The organism is Streptomyces sp. P3, from assembly GCF_003032475.1.
GTDB lineage: Bacteria > Actinomycetota > Actinomycetes > Streptomycetales > Streptomycetaceae > Streptomyces.
Map to the genome: position 1 here is coordinate 4,151,024 of NZ_CP028369.1, position 15,932 is coordinate 4,166,955.

At 71.4% G+C, this 15,932-nt stretch carries 13 protein-coding genes; 12 read left to right on the forward strand and 1 reads right to left on the reverse strand.

Annotated features, from left to right (window positions below; genetic code table 11):
- Positions 1-242: 242 nt before the first annotated feature.
- Positions 243-788, reverse strand: coding sequence for a carbonic anhydrase (locus tag C6376_RS18620; protein ID WP_254075994.1), 546 nt, complete (start codon positions 786-788; stop codon positions 243-245).
- 323 nt (positions 789-1,111) lie between these two features.
- Between C6376_RS18620 and rsmH the strand changes: the two genes are divergently transcribed.
- From rsmH to pgeF, 12 genes are all read left to right on the forward strand, one after another.
- A complete protein-coding gene (gene rsmH, locus C6376_RS18625; protein WP_107444453.1) occupies positions 1,112-2,068 on the forward strand; it encodes a 16S rRNA (cytosine(1402)-N(4))-methyltransferase RsmH in 957 nt (318 codons plus the stop codon).
- Between the two features lie 45 nt (positions 2,069-2,113).
- A complete protein-coding gene (locus C6376_RS18630) occupies positions 2,114-2,665 on the forward strand; it encodes a septum formation initiator family protein (RefSeq protein ID WP_107444454.1) in 552 nt (183 codons plus the stop codon).
- Positions 2,662-4,638 (forward strand): penicillin-binding protein 2, encoded by a 1,977-nt coding sequence (locus C6376_RS18635; protein ID WP_107444455.1) that lies wholly within the window; start codon positions 2,662-2,664, stop codon positions 4,636-4,638. The genes C6376_RS18630 and C6376_RS18635 overlap by 4 nt, the downstream gene beginning before the upstream one ends.
- Before the next feature lie 225 nt (positions 4,639-4,863).
- Complete coding sequence (locus C6376_RS18640; RefSeq protein WP_254075995.1) at positions 4,864-6,429, forward strand: UDP-N-acetylmuramoyl-L-alanyl-D-glutamate--2,6-diaminopimelate ligase; 1,566 nt, start codon at positions 4,864-4,866, stop codon at positions 6,427-6,429.
- 4 nt (positions 6,430-6,433) lie between these two features.
- Entirely contained in the window at positions 6,434-7,864 is a 1,431-nt protein-coding gene (murF, locus tag C6376_RS18645) for a UDP-N-acetylmuramoyl-tripeptide--D-alanyl-D-alanine ligase (protein ID WP_107444457.1), read from the forward strand.
- Entirely contained in the window at positions 7,861-8,934 is a 1,074-nt protein-coding gene (gene mraY / locus C6376_RS18650; RefSeq protein WP_107444458.1) for a phospho-N-acetylmuramoyl-pentapeptide-transferase, read from the forward strand. The genes murF and mraY overlap by 4 nt, the downstream gene beginning before the upstream one ends.
- Positions 8,916-10,334, forward strand: coding sequence for a UDP-N-acetylmuramoyl-L-alanine--D-glutamate ligase (murD, locus tag C6376_RS18655; RefSeq protein WP_107444459.1), 1,419 nt, complete (start codon positions 8,916-8,918; stop codon positions 10,332-10,334). Before mraY ends, murD begins: the two co-directional genes overlap by 19 nt.
- Before the next feature lie 108 nt (positions 10,335-10,442).
- Positions 10,443-11,807 carry a putative lipid II flippase FtsW gene (gene ftsW, locus C6376_RS18660; protein WP_107444460.1) on the forward strand — a complete coding sequence of 455 codons (1,365 nt, stop codon included), beginning with the start codon at positions 10,443-10,445 and terminating at the stop codon, positions 11,805-11,807.
- A gap of 6 nt (positions 11,808-11,813) precedes the next feature.
- Positions 11,814-12,911 carry an undecaprenyldiphospho-muramoylpentapeptide beta-N-acetylglucosaminyltransferase gene (gene murG, locus C6376_RS18665; RefSeq protein ID WP_107444461.1) on the forward strand — a complete coding sequence of 366 codons (1,098 nt, stop codon included), beginning with the start codon at positions 11,814-11,816 and terminating at the stop codon, positions 12,909-12,911.
- 27 nt (positions 12,912-12,938) lie between these two features.
- On the forward strand, positions 12,939-13,733 hold the full coding sequence (locus tag C6376_RS18670) for a cell division protein FtsQ/DivIB (RefSeq protein WP_107444462.1): 795 nt from the start codon (positions 12,939-12,941) through the stop codon (positions 13,731-13,733).
- Between the two features lie 277 nt (positions 13,734-14,010).
- Positions 14,011-15,201 (forward strand): cell division protein FtsZ, encoded by a 1,191-nt coding sequence (gene ftsZ / locus C6376_RS18675; RefSeq protein ID WP_107444463.1) that lies wholly within the window; start codon positions 14,011-14,013, stop codon positions 15,199-15,201.
- A complete protein-coding gene (gene pgeF / locus C6376_RS18680; protein ID WP_107444464.1) occupies positions 15,198-15,926 on the forward strand; it encodes a peptidoglycan editing factor PgeF in 729 nt (242 codons plus the stop codon). The genes ftsZ and pgeF overlap by 4 nt, the downstream gene beginning before the upstream one ends.
- Positions 15,927-15,932 lie beyond the last annotated feature (6 nt).

The window sequence follows — 15,932 nt, forward strand, 5'->3', positions numbered from 1 at the left end:
CTCGGCCCGTACTTTCCACGGGCCGACGCTCTGTCGCGCTAACCGGCCCACCCCGAATCACGGACACCACCCGCGAACTGCTCAGCGCGGCGTCACATCCGCATTCTTGCTGCCGTTACCGATTCGTGTCACTCGCGTGTGGACAACCGTCCGTGATATGTCGGGGTTATGGCTGTTTGGGCGTCCGAGGGGTGCACATCAACAGCGAAACGACAGGAAAGAACGACTCCGGGACGATGTGGTCACGCGGGGTCGATCTCGCGGAGCAGGCCGGTCCGCACGTCGAACACGAAGCCGCGCACGTCGTCGGTGTGCACCAGGAACGGCGAGGTGCGCACCCGCTGCATCGACTGCCGGACGTCCTGGTCGACGTCCCGGAAGGACTCCACCGCCCACGCCGGACGCTGGCCGATCTCCATCTCCAGCTCCGTGCGGAAGTCCTCGGTGATCGCTTCCAGGCCGCACCCCGTGTGATGGATCAGGACGATGCTGTGGGTGCCCAGCTTGCGCTGGCTGATGGTGAGCGAGCGGATGACGTCGTCGGTGACCACACCGCCCGCGTTGCGGATCGTGTGGCAGTCGCCGAGCTCCAGGCCGAGCGCGGCGTGCAGGTCGATGCGGGCGTCCATGCAGGCCACGACCGCGACGTGCAGAACGGGTCGGGCGTCCATGCCGGGGTCGGTGAAAGCGTCGGCGTACCGCGCGTTGGCCTCCACGAGGCGGTCGGTCACGGTCTCGCCGCGTATGGCGCCCGCGGTCTCACTGGGTACGGATGCGGAAGTCGTCATATCCATGACGGTACTGGTCACACGCGTCGCGGTCCTGCTGTGAGAAGCGAAAAAGAGCGTCATCACGCCCGCTTTGTGAGGTAAGCCACAAGCCTGCGGGCGCCCGGCGCGCCTCGGGCCGCGCCGCACAGGCCGGTTGATTGACCGCGAGACCCCGTGGACTAAAGTGACGCGAAGCGGGAGGCGACGATCTCCCTGCTGGACTGAACCCGTGAGACCCCGGCCCGGCCGCCGAGATCTCCCCGCGGCGCCGGCAGGCCTTCCCTTCACGAGGGGCGGGGACCCGGCGGTGCGTCATCACCCGCCGGATCTGAGAGGCCCCCTTGAGTCACAGTCGACACGTCCCGGTGATGCTCCAGCGGTGCCTGGACCTGTTGGCCCCCGCCCTCCAGGAGCCGGGAGCGGTGGTCGTCGACTGCACGCTCGGCCTCGGCGGGCACAGCGAGGCCCTGCTGACGCGGTTCCCCGAGGCCCGGCTGATCGCCCTGGACCGCGACAAGGAGGCGCTGCGTCTGTCCGGCGAGCGCCTCGCCCCCTTCGGTGAGCGCGCCACCCTCGTGCACGCCGTCTACGACGAGCTCCCCGAGGTACTGGACCGGCTCGGCGTCGCGCGCGTGCAGGGCGTGCTGTTCGACCTCGGCGTCTCCTCCATGCAGCTCGACGAGGCCGACCGCGGCTTCGCCTACGCCCAGGACGCCCCCCTCGACATGCGTATGGACCAGACGACGGGCGTCAGCGCCGCCGAGGTCCTCAACACCTACCCGCCCGGCGAACTCGTGCGGATCCTGCGGGCGTACGGCGAGGAGAAGCAGGCCAAGCGGATCGTCTCCGCGGTGGTGCGCGAGCGCGACAAGGAGCCGTTCACCAACAGCGCGCGGCTCGTCGAACTGATCCGGGGCGCCCTTCCGCAGGCCGCCATGCGCACCGGCGGCAATCCCGCCAAGCGCACCTTCCAGGCGCTGCGCATCGAGGTGAACGGCGAACTCTCCGTCCTGGAACGGGCGATCCCGGCCGCGGTGAGGGTGATCGACGTGGGCGGGCGGATCGCCGTCCTGTCGTACCACTCGCTCGAAGACCGGCTCGTCAAGCAGGTGTTCGCGGCCGGCGCCGCCAACACCGCGCCGCCCGGGCTGCCGGTCGTCCCCGAGCGCTACCAGCCGAGACTCAAGCTGCTCACCCGCGGTGCCGAACTTCCCACCGAGGAGGAGATCGCCGAGAACCGGCGCGCCGCCCCGGCGCGGCTGCGCGGGGCCGAGCGAATCAGGGAGTCCATCGAATGACGGGCGTGAGCCGAGGGTCCGCACACCGGGTCCGGGGGAGGGCGAGTGAGCAGTAGACCCGCGGTGAAGGGGAGGGCCGCCCGCCTCGCGCGGCTCTTCCCGGCCGGCCCCAGGCAGGCCGCCCGTACGCCGTTCGTCCTCCTCGTCGTCCTGCTCCTCGGCGGCGGCCTGATCGGGCTGCTCGTGCTGAACTCGGCCCTCAGCGAGGGTTCGTTCAAGAAGGACGACCTGCAGAAGGACACCAAGAGCCTCACCGACGAGGAGCAGGCGCTCCAGCGGGACATCGACTCCTACTCCGCCCCGGACGCCCTCCAGCGCCGCGCGCGCGAACTGGGCATGGTCCCGGGCGGGGACCCGGCCTTCCTGAACCCCGACGGCACCGTGAAGGGCGTCCCGTCCGCGGCCGCCCGGACTTCCGTGGACCCCGTCGTACGGCCGCCGGAGACCGTCACGCTCCCGCAGGCGCCCGGACCGGCCGGTCCCGACGCGCCGGGCGACGCCTCGGCCCGGCAGGACCTCCCCGAGCAGGACGCCGTCCCCGCGCGGAGCGCGGACCCCGACCCGACCGCAGCCACCCCCGAGACCCCCGGCAGGTGACGGAAGTGTCCGACAGGGAACCGCCGCGCCGGCGTGTGCCCGGCCCCGCCCGGCCCTCCCGTCCCGCGTCCGCCCAGCGGCGCCCGGGACCCGGGGCCCGCCCGGCCCGCCGCCCGCCCGAGCCCGCCCCCCGCGCCGCCGCGCCGCGTGTCATCCGGCTCGGCAGCCCCCGCCCCCGGCTGCGCATGGTGGGCCTCGCGCTGGCCCTGGTGCTCGTCGCCTTCGTCGTCCGACTCCTGCAGGTGCAGGCCGTCGACGCGAGCGCCTACACCGCCAAGGCCGAGCAGAACCGGTACGTCGGCCAGGTGCTGCCCGCCGAGCGCGGCGAGATCACCGACCGCACCGGCGTGGCCTTCGCGACCAGCGAGGACGCCTACGACATCACGGCCGACCCCACCATGTTCGCCCGCGCCCAGCTGAAGATCGACGACGGTCCCGAGCGGGCGGCCGCCCTTCTCGCACCGATCCTCCGGCAGCAGCAGTCCGTCCTGGTCGGGAAGCTGCGGCCGAAGGACAGGAGCCTGCGTTACGTCAAGCTCGCCGGGCGGCAGACCCCGCAGGTGTGGAAGCAGATCCGCGACCTGAGGTCAGCGCTCTCCGCCAAGGCGGAGACGGACCGCTCCACGGTCAACGTCCTCGCCGGGCTGTTCTCCGTGCCCAGCAGCAAGCGCGTGTACCCCAACAAGGATCTCGCCGCCGGGATACTGGGCTGGGTCAACGCCGACGGCAAGGGCGGCGGCGGTGTCGAGCAGCAGCTGAACGCCACCCTGTCCGGCAAGGACGGCAAGATCCGCTACGCCCAGTCCGGGGGCCGTCAGGTGCCCACCGTGGGCTCCACCGAGACGCCGGCGGTGCCCGGCTCCGACGTGGAGCTGACCATCGACCGCGACATCCAGTGGGCGGCGCAGAACGCCATCACCGAGCAGGTGCGGAAGTCCGCGGCGGACCGCGGCTACGTCATCGTGCAGGACACCCGCACCGGCGAGATCCTCGCCCTGGCCAACTCGCCCGGCTTCGACCCCAACGACCTGTCGAAGGCGGACCCCGGCGACCTGGGCAACGCGGCCGTCCAGGACGCCTACGAGCCCGGCTCCACCGCGAAGATCATGTCCATGGCCGCCGTGCTGGAGGAGAACGCCGCCACCCCGCTGACGCACGTCACCGTGCCCAACCGGCTGCACCGCGGCGACCGGCTCTTCAAGGACGACATCGACCACCCGACCTGGTACCTCACGCTCAACGGGGTGCTCGCCAAGTCGAGCAACATCGGCACCATTCTGGCCACCGGACAGCTCGGCAGGACCCAGGCCGAGGCCAACCGGGTCCTGTACTCGTACCTGCGCAAGTTCGGCCTCGGCAGCCACACCGGGCTCGGCTTCCCCGGCGAGACGAAGGGCATCCTCGCCCCGCCCGGCAAGTGGTCGACCTCGCAGCAGTACACGATCCCCTTCGGCCAGGGCATGTCCCTGAACGCGGTCCAGGCGGCCTCGGTGTACTCGACGATCGCCAACGGCGGCGTGCGCGTCGAACCCACCCTGGTGCGCGGCACCAGGGGGCCGGACGGACGCTTCACGCCCGCGGCCTCGCCCGCGAAGAGCCGGGTCGTCAGCCAGAAGACGGCGAAGACCCTCGCCCACATGCTGGAGTCGGTCGTGGACGACCGGGAGGGCACGGGCGCCAAGGCGCGCATCCCCGGCTACCGCGTCGCGGGCAAGACGGGCACCGCCAACCGCGTGGATCCGGCCACCGGCACCTACAAGGGCTACACCTCGTCGTTCGCGGGCTTCGCGCCCGCCGACAGCCCCCGCATCACCGTCTACTGCGCCATCCAGAACGCCACCGAGGGCAGCTACTTCGGCGGCCAGATCTGCGGCCCCGTCTTCAAACAGGTCATGGAGTTCGCCCTCAAGACCCTGCAGGTCCCACCGACCGGGGCGAAGGCGGCGAACCTCCCGGTCGCCTTCACGCCCTGACCGCCGGGCCCCCGGCCCGAGCGGCGCCCCGCCCCTTCCGCCCCCGACCACCGAATGCCACTGTTCAGCGCCGAGCAAGCCAGGAACCAGCCCGTGACCATGATCACTCCCGACCCAGGGACTCCCGCACCGCACACGGCGCCCCCCGCCGGGCCGCCCGCGAGTCCGCCGACGGCCCCGCCCTCGCTTCGCCCGCAGGCGGCTACGCCCGGTACGCTCACCGCCGTGCCACACGCTGATCAGTCCCAAACCACCCAGAAGGGCGCTTCCGTGACATATCCGGGACCGCCGCGACCGGCCCAGGTCTCCGCCACACCCCTCGCGGAGCTCGCCGATCAGCTGGGCGCCGCACAGCCGGCTGACGCCGCCGAGGTCACGGGCATCACCCACGACTCGCGCGCGGTCCGCCCCGGCGACCTGTACGCCGCGCTCCCGGGAGCCCGCCTGCACGGCGCCGACTTCGTCACCCAGGCCGCGGGCCTGGGCGCGGTCGCCGTCCTGACCGACCCGGCCGGCGCCGACCGCGCCGCCGCGACCGGTCTGCCGGTCCTGGTGGTCGACGACCCGCGCGGGGCCATGGGCGAACTGGCGGCCACCATCTACGGCCGCCCCGGCCGCGACCTGCTCCAGATCGGCATCACCGGCACCTCCGGCAAGACCACCACCGCGTACCTCGTCGAGGGCGGCCTGAAGCCGGTCAGGTCCACCGGCCTGATCGGCACCGTCGAGATGCGCATCGGCGAGGAGCGCATCAAGTCCGAGCGCACCACCCCCGAAGCCACCGACCTCCAGGCCCTGTTCGCCGTCATGCGCGAGCGTGGCGTCGAGGCGGTCGCGATGGAGGTCTCCAGCCACGCCCTGGTCCTCGGCCGGGTCGACGGCTGCGTCTTCGACATCGCCGTCTTCAACAACCTCAGCCCGGAGCACATGGAGTTCCACTCGGGCATGGAGGACTACTTCCGGGCCAAGGCGCAGCTGTTCACGCGGAAACGCAGCAAACTCGGCGTGGTCAACCTCGACGACGAGTACGGCCGCCGGCTGGTCCGGGAGGCGGAGGTGCCGGTCGTCACCTTCTCCGCCGAGGGCGACCCGGACGCCGACTGGCGCGCGGTGGACGTCGAGACCGGCCCGATGGACTCGACGTTCACCGTCCTGGGCCCGGACGGGGTGCGGGTCGGCGCCAGGTCGCCGCTGCCGGGCAGCTTCAACGTGGCGAACACCCTCGCCGCCATCGTCTCCCTCGCCGTCGCCGGCATCGACCCGCGGACCGCCGCCGACGGCGTCGCCGCCGTGCCGGGCGTGCCGGGCCGCCTCGAGCGGGTGGACGCCGGGCAGCCCTACCTCGCGGTCGTCGACTACGCCCACAAGACGGACGCCGTCGAGTCGGTGCTCAGGGCGCTGCGCAAGGTCACCAAGGGCCGGCTGCACGTGGTCCTCGGCTGCGGCGGCGACCGGGACCGCACCAAGCGCGCCCCGATGGGCGCCGCCGTGGCCCGGCTCGCCGACACCGCCGTACTGACCTCCGACAACCCGCGCTCCGAGGACCCCCTCGCGATCCTCGCGACGATGCTCCAGGGCGCGGCGTCGGTGCCGGCCCATGAGCGCGGCGACGTGCAGCTGTTCGAGGACCGGGCCGCCGCGATCGCCGCGGTCGTGGCCCGCGCGCACGCCGGGGACACCGTGCTGGTCGCGGGCAAGGGCCACGAGCAGGGCCAGGACATCGCCGGGGTGGTCCGTCCGTTCGACGACCGCCAGGTGCTTCGCGAAGCTATCCAGCAGACCCAGGGATGAACTTGTGATCGCCCTCTCCCTCGCCGAGATCGCAGCAGTCGTCGGCGGGCAGACGTACGACATACCGGATCCGTCCGTGGAGGTCACCGGACCGGTCGTCCGGGACTCCCGCGAGGTGGCGCCCGGCAGCCTCTTCGTCGCCTTCGTCGGCGAACGGGTGGACGGCCACGACTACGCGGCCGCGGTCGTCGAGGCGGGCGCGGTGGCCGTGCTGGCCTCCCGGCCGGTCGGCGTGCCCGCCATCGTCGTGGACGACGTCCAGACGGCGCTGGGCGCCCTCGCCCGGCACGTCGTGCACCGGCTCGGCGCCACCCTCGTCGCGCTCACCGGCTCGGCCGGCAAGACCAGCACCAAGGACCTGATCGCCCAGGTGCTCCGGCGCAAGGCGCCGACCGTGTTCACGCCCGGCTCGCTCAACAACGAGATCGGACTGCCGCTGACCGCCCTGTCGGCCACCGGGGAAACCCGTTTCCTCGTGCTGGAGATGGGGGCCCGCGGAATCGGCCACATCCGCTACCTCGCCGATCTGACGCCCCCGAAGATCGGCCTCGTCCTCAACGTCGGCACCGCCCACATCGGCGAGTTCGGCGGCCGCGAACAGATCGCACAGGCAAAGGGCGAGCTGGTCGAGTCGCTGCCCCCGGCGGCCGACGGCGGCGTCGCGATCCTCAACGCGGACGATCCGTTGGTCCGGGCCATGGCCTCCCGTACGACAGCGAAGACGGTCTTTTTCGGAGAGTCCGGCGAAGCGGACGTTCGGGCCGAGAACGTGCGACTCACGGACACCGGGCAGCCCGCCTTCCGCCTTCACACACCCTCCGGGTGCAGCGATGTGACCATGCGCCTGTACGGTGAGCATCACGTGTCGAACGCGCTCGCCGCGGCCGCCGTCGCCCATGAGCTGGGCATGTCCGCGCAAGAGATCGCCACCGCGCTCTCCGAGGCGGGCTCCCTCTCCCGCTGGCGTATGGAGGTCACCGAGCGCCCGGACGGCGTGACGATCGTCAACGACGCCTACAACGCGAACCCTGAGTCCATGCGAGCTGCCCTGCGTGCACTGGCAGCCATGGGCGAAGCCTCACGGGCGAAGGGGGGCCGGACCTGGGCGGTGCTCGGCAAGATGGCCGAGCTCGGGGACGAGGCGCTCGCCGAGCACGACGCGGTCGGACGGCTCGCCGTCCGGCTCAATGTCGGCAAGCTCGTCGCGGTCGGGGGCAGGGAAGCCGCCTGGCTGCAACTGGGCGCATACAACGAGGGTTCGTGGGGTGAGGAGTCGGTGCACGTGTCCGACGCACAGGCGGCTGTCGACCTGTTGCGCAGCGAGTTGCGCCCGGGGGACGTCGTACTCGTGAAGGCGTCCCGTTCGGTCGGTCTCGAGACCGTCGCGCAGGCGCTGCTCGCGACCGACGCCGAGGGTGAGGTCGTCGCCCGATGATGAATCAGATCCTCTTCGCGGGCGTCATCGGTCTCTTCCTGACGCTGATCGGCACGCCGCTGCTGATCAAGCTGCTGGCGCGCAAGGGCTACGGCCAGTACATCCGCGACGACGGCCCGCGCGAGCACGCCAGCAAGCGCGGCACGCCGACCATGGGCGGCATCGCCTTCATCTTCGCGACGGTCGCCGCGTACTTCCTGTCCAAGCTGATCACGGGCAATCCGCCGAGCTACACCGGTCTGCTGGTGCTGGGCCTGATGTGCGGCATGGGCCTGGTCGGCTTCCTCGACGACTACATCAAGATCGTCAAGCGGCGCTCGCTGGGTCTGCGGGCCAAGGCGAAGATGGCCGGCCAGCTCATCGTCGGCATCGGCTTCGCGGTGCTGTCGCTGCAGTTCTCCGACGCCCGCGGCAACACCCCGGCCTCCACGAAGCTGTCCTTCATCACGGACTTCGGCTGGACGATCGGCCCCGTGCTGTTCGTCGTCTGGGCGCTGTTCATGATCCTCGCGATGTCCAACGGCGTGAACCTGACGGACGGTCTGGACGGCCTGGCCACCGGCGCCTCCGTGCTCGTCTTCGGCGCCTACACCTTCATCGGCGTCTGGCAGTTCCAGGAGTCCTGCGCCAACGGCGAGACCCTGACCAACCCCAACGCCTGCTACGAGGTGCGCGATCCGCTGGACCTCGCGGTCATCTCCGCGGCGCTGATGGGCGCCTGCCTGGGCTTCCTGTGGTGGAACACCTCGCCGGCCAAGATCTTCATGGGCGACACCGGTTCGCTGGCGCTCGGCGGCGTCCTGACCGGCCTCGCCATCTGCTCCCGCACGGAGCTGCTGGTGGCCATCATGGGCGGTCTGTTCGTCCTCATCACCATGTCGGTGGTCATCCAGGTCGGCTCCTTCAAGCTCACCGGCAAGCGCGTCTTCCGGATGGCGCCGCTCCAGCACCACTTCGAACTCAAGGGCTGGTCCGAAGTCCTCGTGGTGGTCCGCTTCTGGATCATCCAGGGCATCTGCGTGATCGTCGGACTGGGCATCTTCTACGCGGGATGGGCAGCCGAGAAGTGACCGACTGGCAGGGGAAGAACGTCACCGTCGCCGGGCTCGGCGTCTCCGGCCTCCCGGCGGCCAGGGTGCTGCACGGGCTCGGCGCGAAGGTCACCGTCGTCAACGACGGCGACGACGCACGCGCGCGGGAGCAGGCCGCCGAGCTGGAGGCACTGGGCGTCACCGTGCGCCTCGGTGACGGGGCGACCCTGCCCGCGGGCGCCGAACTCGTCGTCACCGCACCCGGGTGGAAGCCCGACAAGCCGCTGTTCACGGCGGCCCGCCAGGCCGGCGTACCGGTCTGGGGCGACGTCGAACTCGCCTGGCGGCTCAGGGGCCCGGACGCGGCGCCCTGGCTGTGCGTGACGGGCACCAACGGCAAGACGACCACCACCCGGATGCTCGCGTCGATCCTGGAGGCGGCCGGCCTGCGTACGGCGGCCGTCGGCAACATCGGCGTCTCCCTGCTGGACGCGGTGCTCGGCGACGAGCGCTACGACGTCCTGGCCGTCGAGCTGTCCAGCTACCAGCTGCACTGGGCGCCGTCCCTGCGCGCGCACTCCGCCACCGTCCTCAACCTCGCCCCCGACCACCTCGACTGGCACGGCTCCATGGAGGCTTACGCCAAGGACAAGGGGCGCGTCTACGAGGGCAACCGGGTCGCCTGCGTCTACAACGTCGCCGACAAGGCCACCGAGGACCTGGTGCGCGAGGCCGACGTCGAGGAGGGCTGCCGGGCGGTCGGTTTCACCCTCGGCGCCCCCGCCCCGTCCCAACTCGGCGTGGTGGACGGCATCCTGGTCGACCGGGCCTTCGTCGAGGACCGCCAGAAGAACGCCCAGGAGCTCGCCGAGGTCTCCGACGTCGAACCGCCGGCCCCGCACAACATCGCCAACGCCCTTGCCGCGGCGGCCCTCGCCCGGGCCTTCGGAGTGCCCCCCAGGGCCGTACGGGACGGTCTGCGGGCCTTCACGCCCGACGCCCACCGCATCGCCCACGTGGCCGACGTGGACGGCGTCGCGTACGTCGACGATTCCAAGGCGACCAACACGCACGCGGCGCAGGCCTCGTTGGCGGCCTACGAGTCGATCGTGTGGATCGCCGGCGGACTGGCCAAGGGCGCGACCTTCGACGAGCTGGTGGCCGGTTCGGCCGGGCGCCTTCGCGGCGTGGTGCTGATCGGCGCCGACCGCGCCCTGATCCGGGAAGCCCTGGCGCGACACGCCCCGGAAGTACCCGTCGTCGACCTCGACCGGACCGACACTGGGGCGATGTCCGCAGCCGTCCAGGAGGCCCGGCGGCTCGCCGCCGAGGGCGACACGGTGCTCCTCGCACCCGCCTGCGCCTCCATGGACATGTTCGTCAACTACAACCAGCGCGGTGACGCGTTCGCTCAGGCCGTCCGCGAACTCGGAACCTGACCCGGCCGCCTGCCGGGCGACCTTGGGAGGGACGCGTGGGACCGTCACGGCCGACGTACGGCGCAGCAGCCGAGCGCAGCGGCTGCGCCGCGTACAGCGGAGCGGCAGATGCCCGGTAGCCGCACCGGGCGGCCGTCCGTCCAGCGAACCGTCCGCAGACCTGCCGGCACCTCCCGGCCGGGCCGCGACAACCCCGTACGGCGGCTGCACGCGCGCGTGCAGAAGGCCTGGGACCGGCCGCTGACGGCCTACTACCTGATCTTCGGCGGCAGCATGCTGATCACCGTACTGGGCCTCGTGATGGTCTACTCGGCCTCCCAGATCACCGCGCTGCAGATGTCGCTGCCCGGTTCGTTCTTCTTCCGCAAGCAGTTCCTGGCCGCCTCCATCGGGGCGGTGCTGCTGCTGGTCGCGTCCCGCATGCCGGTGAAGCTGCACCGCGCGCTCGCCTACCCGATCCTCGCGGGCGCCGTCTTCATGATGGCGCTGGTGCAGGTTCCCGGGATAGGGATGTCGGTCAACGGCAACCAGAACTGGATCTCGCTGGGCGGCTCCTTCCAGATCCAGCCCAGCGAGTTCGGCAAGCTCGCGCTCGTGCTGTGGGGTGCCGACCTGCTCGCGCGCAAACAGGACAAGAGGCTGCTGACCCAGTGGAAGCACATGCTCGTGCCGCTCGTGCCGGTCGCCTTCCTGCTGCTCGGGCTGATCATGCTGGGCGGCGACATGGGCACGGCGATCATCCTCACGGCGATCCTGTTCGGCCTGCTGTGGCTGGCGGGCGCGCCCACCCGGCTCTTCGTCGGCGTGCTGTCGATCGCCGCCACGCTCGGCGTGATCCTCATCAGGACCAGCGAGAACCGCATGGCCCGGCTGCAGTGCATCGGCGCCACCGATCCCGGCCCCGGCGACGCCTGCTGGCAGGCCGTGCACGGCATCTACGCCCTGGCCTCCGGCGGGATCTTCGGCTCCGGGCTCGGCGCGAGTGTGGAGAAATGGGGACAACTCCCCGAAGCGCACACGGACTTCATCTTCGCCGTCACCGGTGAGGAACTCGGTCTCGCGGGGACGCTGTCGGTGCTCGCCCTGTTCGCGGCTCTAGGCTATGCGGGTATCCGCGTGGCCGGAAGCACGGAGGACCCCTTCGTGAGGTATGCCGCGGGAGGCGTGACCACCTGGATCACCGCTCAGGCGGTGATCAACATCGGTGCGGTGCTCGGCCTGCTGCCGATCGCCGGCGTCCCCCTCCCGCTGTTCTCCTACGGGGGCTCCGCCCTGCTGCCGACCATGTTCGCCATCGGGCTGCTGATCGCCTTCGCACGCGACGAGCCCGCTGCGCGGGCGGCGCTTGCGATGCGGCCCCGCCGCTTTGGTAGAAAGCGGGGGGCGGGGGGCTCCGCGTTCGCACGGGGCCCCCGGAGATGGAACACGATGCGACGGCGTGCCTCGGCGGCGCGCCCGTCCGGAGAGCGGTGAATTTCGGTGCATGTCGTACTCGCTGGTGGGGGGACCGCCGGCCACATCGAGCCCGCGCTCGCCCTCGCGGACGCCCTCCGCAGGCAGGACCCCGGTGTGGGGATCACGGCCCTGGGCACGGAGCGCGGCCTGGAGACCACGCTCGTTCCGCAGCGGGGCTACGAGCTCGCGCTGATCCCCGCAGTGCCGCTGCCGCGCAAGCCCACCCCCGAACTGATCACCGTCCCGGGCCGGCTGCGCGGCACGATCAAGGCGGCCGAGCAGATCCTGGAGCGCACCCGGGCGGACGCCGTCGTCGGCTTCGGCGGTTACGTGGCACTGCCCGGCTACCTCGCGGCCAAGCGCCTCGGCGTGCCGATCATCGTCCACGAGGCCAACGCCCGCCCCGGTCTGGCCAACAAGATCGGCTCGCGCTACGCGGCCCGGGTGGCCGTCTCCACGCCCGACAGCAAGCTGCGCGACGCCCGCTACATCGGCATCCCGCTGCGCCGCTCCATCGCCACCCTGGACCGCGCCGCCGCCCGTCCCGAGGCCCGGCACGTGTTCGGCCTCGATCCCAACCTGCCGACCCTGCTGGTCTCCGGCGGCTCGCAGGGCGCCCGCCGGCTGAACGAGGTGGTCCAGCAGGTCGCGCCCTGGCTGCAGCAGGCCGGCATCCAGATCCTGCACGCGGTCGGACCGAAGAACGAACTGCCGCGGGTGCAGCAGATGCCGGGGATGCCCCCGTACATCCCGGTACCGTACGTGGACCGGATGGATCTCGCGTACGCCGCCGCCGACATGATGCTCTGCCGCGCGGGCGCGATGACCGTCGCCGAGCTCTCCGCCGTCGGGCTCCCGGCCGCCTACGTCCCGCTGCCCATCGGCAACGGCGAACAGCGGCTGAACGCCCAGCCGCTGGTGAAGGCGGGCGGCGGTCTGCTGGTCGACGACGCGGAGCTGACACCCGAGTGGGTACGGGAGACCGTCCTGCCCGTGCTCGCCGATCCGCACCGGCTGTACGAGATGTCCAGGGCCGCCAGCGAGTTCGGCCGCCGGGACGCCGACGAACTGCTCGTCGGCATGGTGTACGAGGCGATCGCCGCCTCACGTGCACACCGATAGGCACGATGGACGAAAGGGCAGGGGAGCGTGGCCGGATCCGCCACCGCCGAGCGCGGTGCACGCCAGCAGGAGTCGTCCGGCCCGCCCCTTGTCCGGAGGTTGGGCCCACGCCGGCTTCGTATGATCATCATTGTGGTGCTGGGTGTCTCCCTCCTCGGCGCGGGTGCCGTCTGGGCGTTGTACGGCTCGCAGTGGCTGCGGGTGCGGGAGGTGACCGTCACCGGTACCGCCGTGCTGACCCCGCAACAGGTGCGTGAAGTCGCTGTCGTGACCGTCGGAACCCCGCTCGTCTCGGTCGACACCGACGCGGTCGAGGCGCGACTTCGCAAGGAACTGCCCCGGATCGACTCGGTTGAGGTGGTCCGTTCCTGGCCGCACGGAATCAGCGTGAAAGTGGTCGAGCGCACGCCGGTTCTACTGGTCCGAAAAGGGGCGAACTTCGTGGAAGTGGACGACGGGGGCGTACGTTTCGCCACGGTTTCCGAGGCCCCGAAAGGCATCCCGCTGCTGGAAATGGCGGCCCCCTCGTCGAGATCGGCGGCGGCGAGTCTGCGCCGCTTCGGCGAGGCCCGGCTGGTGCGGGAGGCGGTCCGGACGGCCGGCTCGCTGCCGTCCGCCGTCGCCCGCGGGACATCGCTGGTCAAGGTCCGTTCCTACGACGACATCGCACTGCGGCTGAAGGACGGCCGCACGGTGGCCTGGGGCAGCGCCGAGAACGGCGCCGCCAAGGGCCGCGCACTCACCGCTCTCATGAAAGCCGTCCCGACCGCACGGCACTTCGACGTCAGCGCTCCCACCGCCCCTGCGTCATCGGGGAGTTGACGCACATCCGCGCAGGCCAGCACCCTGGTTGGGCAGCGACATGGCTGATCACATAGGGTGAAAAGAAAAACGGGAGGTTCGGCGTGTTCGTTGAACGGGCGCCACTTGTCGACTTAGTGTCCTGTTCAGAAGACTTCAAGGAACGGACACACTGGTAACCCTAAACTTCAGCGTTAGGGTTCGGGTCGGCGAAACGGACCGTCCCATTCGGCATCAGTCGTCGGATCGCATCACCTGTGACGCGACGACACGTAACTCGAGGCGAGAGGCCTTCGACGTGGCAGCACCGCAGAACTACCTCGCAGTCATCAAAGTCATCGGTGTCGGCGGCGGTGGTGTCAATGCCATCAACCGGATGATCGAGGTCGGTCTCAAGGGCGTCGAGTTCATCGCCATCAACACCGACGCGCAGGCGCTGTTGATGAGCGACGCCGACGTCAAACTCGACGTCGGACGCGAACTCACCCGCGGACTCGGCGCCGGCGCCAACCCGGCCGTCGGCCGCAAGGCGGCCGAGGACCACCGCGAGGAGATCGAGGAGGTCCTCAAGGGGGCCGACATGGTCTTCGTGACGGCCGGAGAGGGCGGCGGCACCGGTACCGGCGGCGCGCCGGTCGTGGCCAACATCGCCCGCTCCCTGGGCGCCCTCACCATCGGCGTGGTCACCCGCCCGTTCACCTTCGAGGGCCGGCGCCGCGCCAACCAGGCGGAGGACGGCATCGCCGAACTCCGCGAAGAGGTCGACACCCTCATCGTCATCCCCAACGACCGGCTGCTGTCCATCTCGGACCGCCAGGTCTCGGTCCTCGACGCCTTCAAGTCGGCCGACCAGGTCCTGCTCTCCGGCGTCCAGGGCATCACCGACCTGATCACCACCCCCGGTCTGATCAACCTCGACTTCGCCGACGTCAAGTCGGTCATGTCCGAGGCCGGTTCGGCCCTCATGGGCATCGGCTCGGCCCGCGGCGACGACCGCGCGGTGGCCGCCGCCGAGATGGCGATCTCCTCGCCGCTCCTGGAGGCCTCCATCGACGGCGCCCGGGGCGTGCTGCTCTCCATCTCCGGTGGCTCCGACCTCGGTCTGTTCGAGATCAACGAGGCCGCCCAGCTGGTCAGCGAGGCCGCCCACCCCGAGGCCAACATCATCTTCGGTGCGGTCATCGACGACGCTCTCGGCGACGAGGTCCGGGTCACCGTGATCGCGGCCGGCTTCGACGGCGGGCAGCCGCCGGCCCGCCGGGAGACCGTCATGGGCTCTTCCTCGGCCCGGCGCGACGAGCCCACTCCGGTACGGCAGCCCGAGAGCCGCCCGTCCTTCGGCTCGCTCGGCAGCGTGACCCCGAAGGAGGACCCGGAGCCGGTGCCCGAGCCGGTGGCCGACCTCCCGTCCTCCCCGCCGGTGCCGCCGTCGCGTACCTACTCGGACAGCGCGGCCGAGGAGCTGGACGTGCCGGACTTCCTGAAGTGATAGGACAGCGCGAGAGCGTGAGCGGCGCGCACTTCGCCTTCACCGACCGGTGGGGCGGGGTGAGCGCCGTTCCGTATGAGCAGCTCAACCTGGGCGGAGCGGTCGGCGACGAGTCCGGCGCGGTGCTCGCCAACCGTGAGCTCGCCGCCACGTCGCTCGGCCTCGACCCGAGCCGGGTCGTCTGGATGAACCAGGTGCACGGCGCCGACGTCGCCGAGGTCGGGGGGCCGTGGACCGACGGGCCGGTCCCCGAGGTGGACGGCCTGGTCACCGCCACCCGTGGGCTGGCCCTCGCCGTGCTGACCGCGGACTGCGTGCCGGTCCTGCTGGCCGACCCGGTCGCGGGCGTCGTCGCCGCCGCCCACGCGGGAAGACCCGGGATGGTCAAGGGGGTCGTGCCCGCCGCGGTCGACGCGATGACGTCGCTCGGCGCCGACCCCGCCCGGATCGTCGCCCGCACCGGACCCGCCGTGTGCGGGCGGTGCTACGAGGTGCCGGAGGCGATGCGCGCCGAGGTCGCCGCCGTCGAACCGACGGCGCACGCCGAGACCGGCTGGGGCACTCCCGCCGTCGACGTGACCGCCGGGGTGCACGCACAGCTCGACCGGCTCGGCGTGCGTGACCGGGCGTGGTCGCCCGTGTGCACAAGGGAGTCGGAAGACCATTTCTCATACCGCCGCGATCGCACCACGGGGCGACTCGCGGGATATGTCTGGCTGGACTGATGGGGC

What these genes read in the sequence shown, in the direction of transcription:
- C6376_RS18620 (WP_254075994.1), bottom strand. Translation starts at nt 788, where the DNA reads ATGACGACTTCCGCATCCGTACCCAGTGAGACCGCGGGCGCCATACGC.
- murD (WP_107444459.1), top strand. Translation starts at nt 8,916, where the DNA reads ATGGGCAGCCGAGAAGTGACCGACTGGCAGGGGAAGAACGTCACCGTC.
- ftsW (WP_107444460.1), top strand. Translation starts at nt 10,443, where the DNA reads ATGCCCGGTAGCCGCACCGGGCGGCCGTCCGTCCAGCGAACCGTCCGC.
- mraY (WP_107444458.1), top strand. Translation starts at nt 7,861, where the DNA reads ATGATGAATCAGATCCTCTTCGCGGGCGTCATCGGTCTCTTCCTGACG.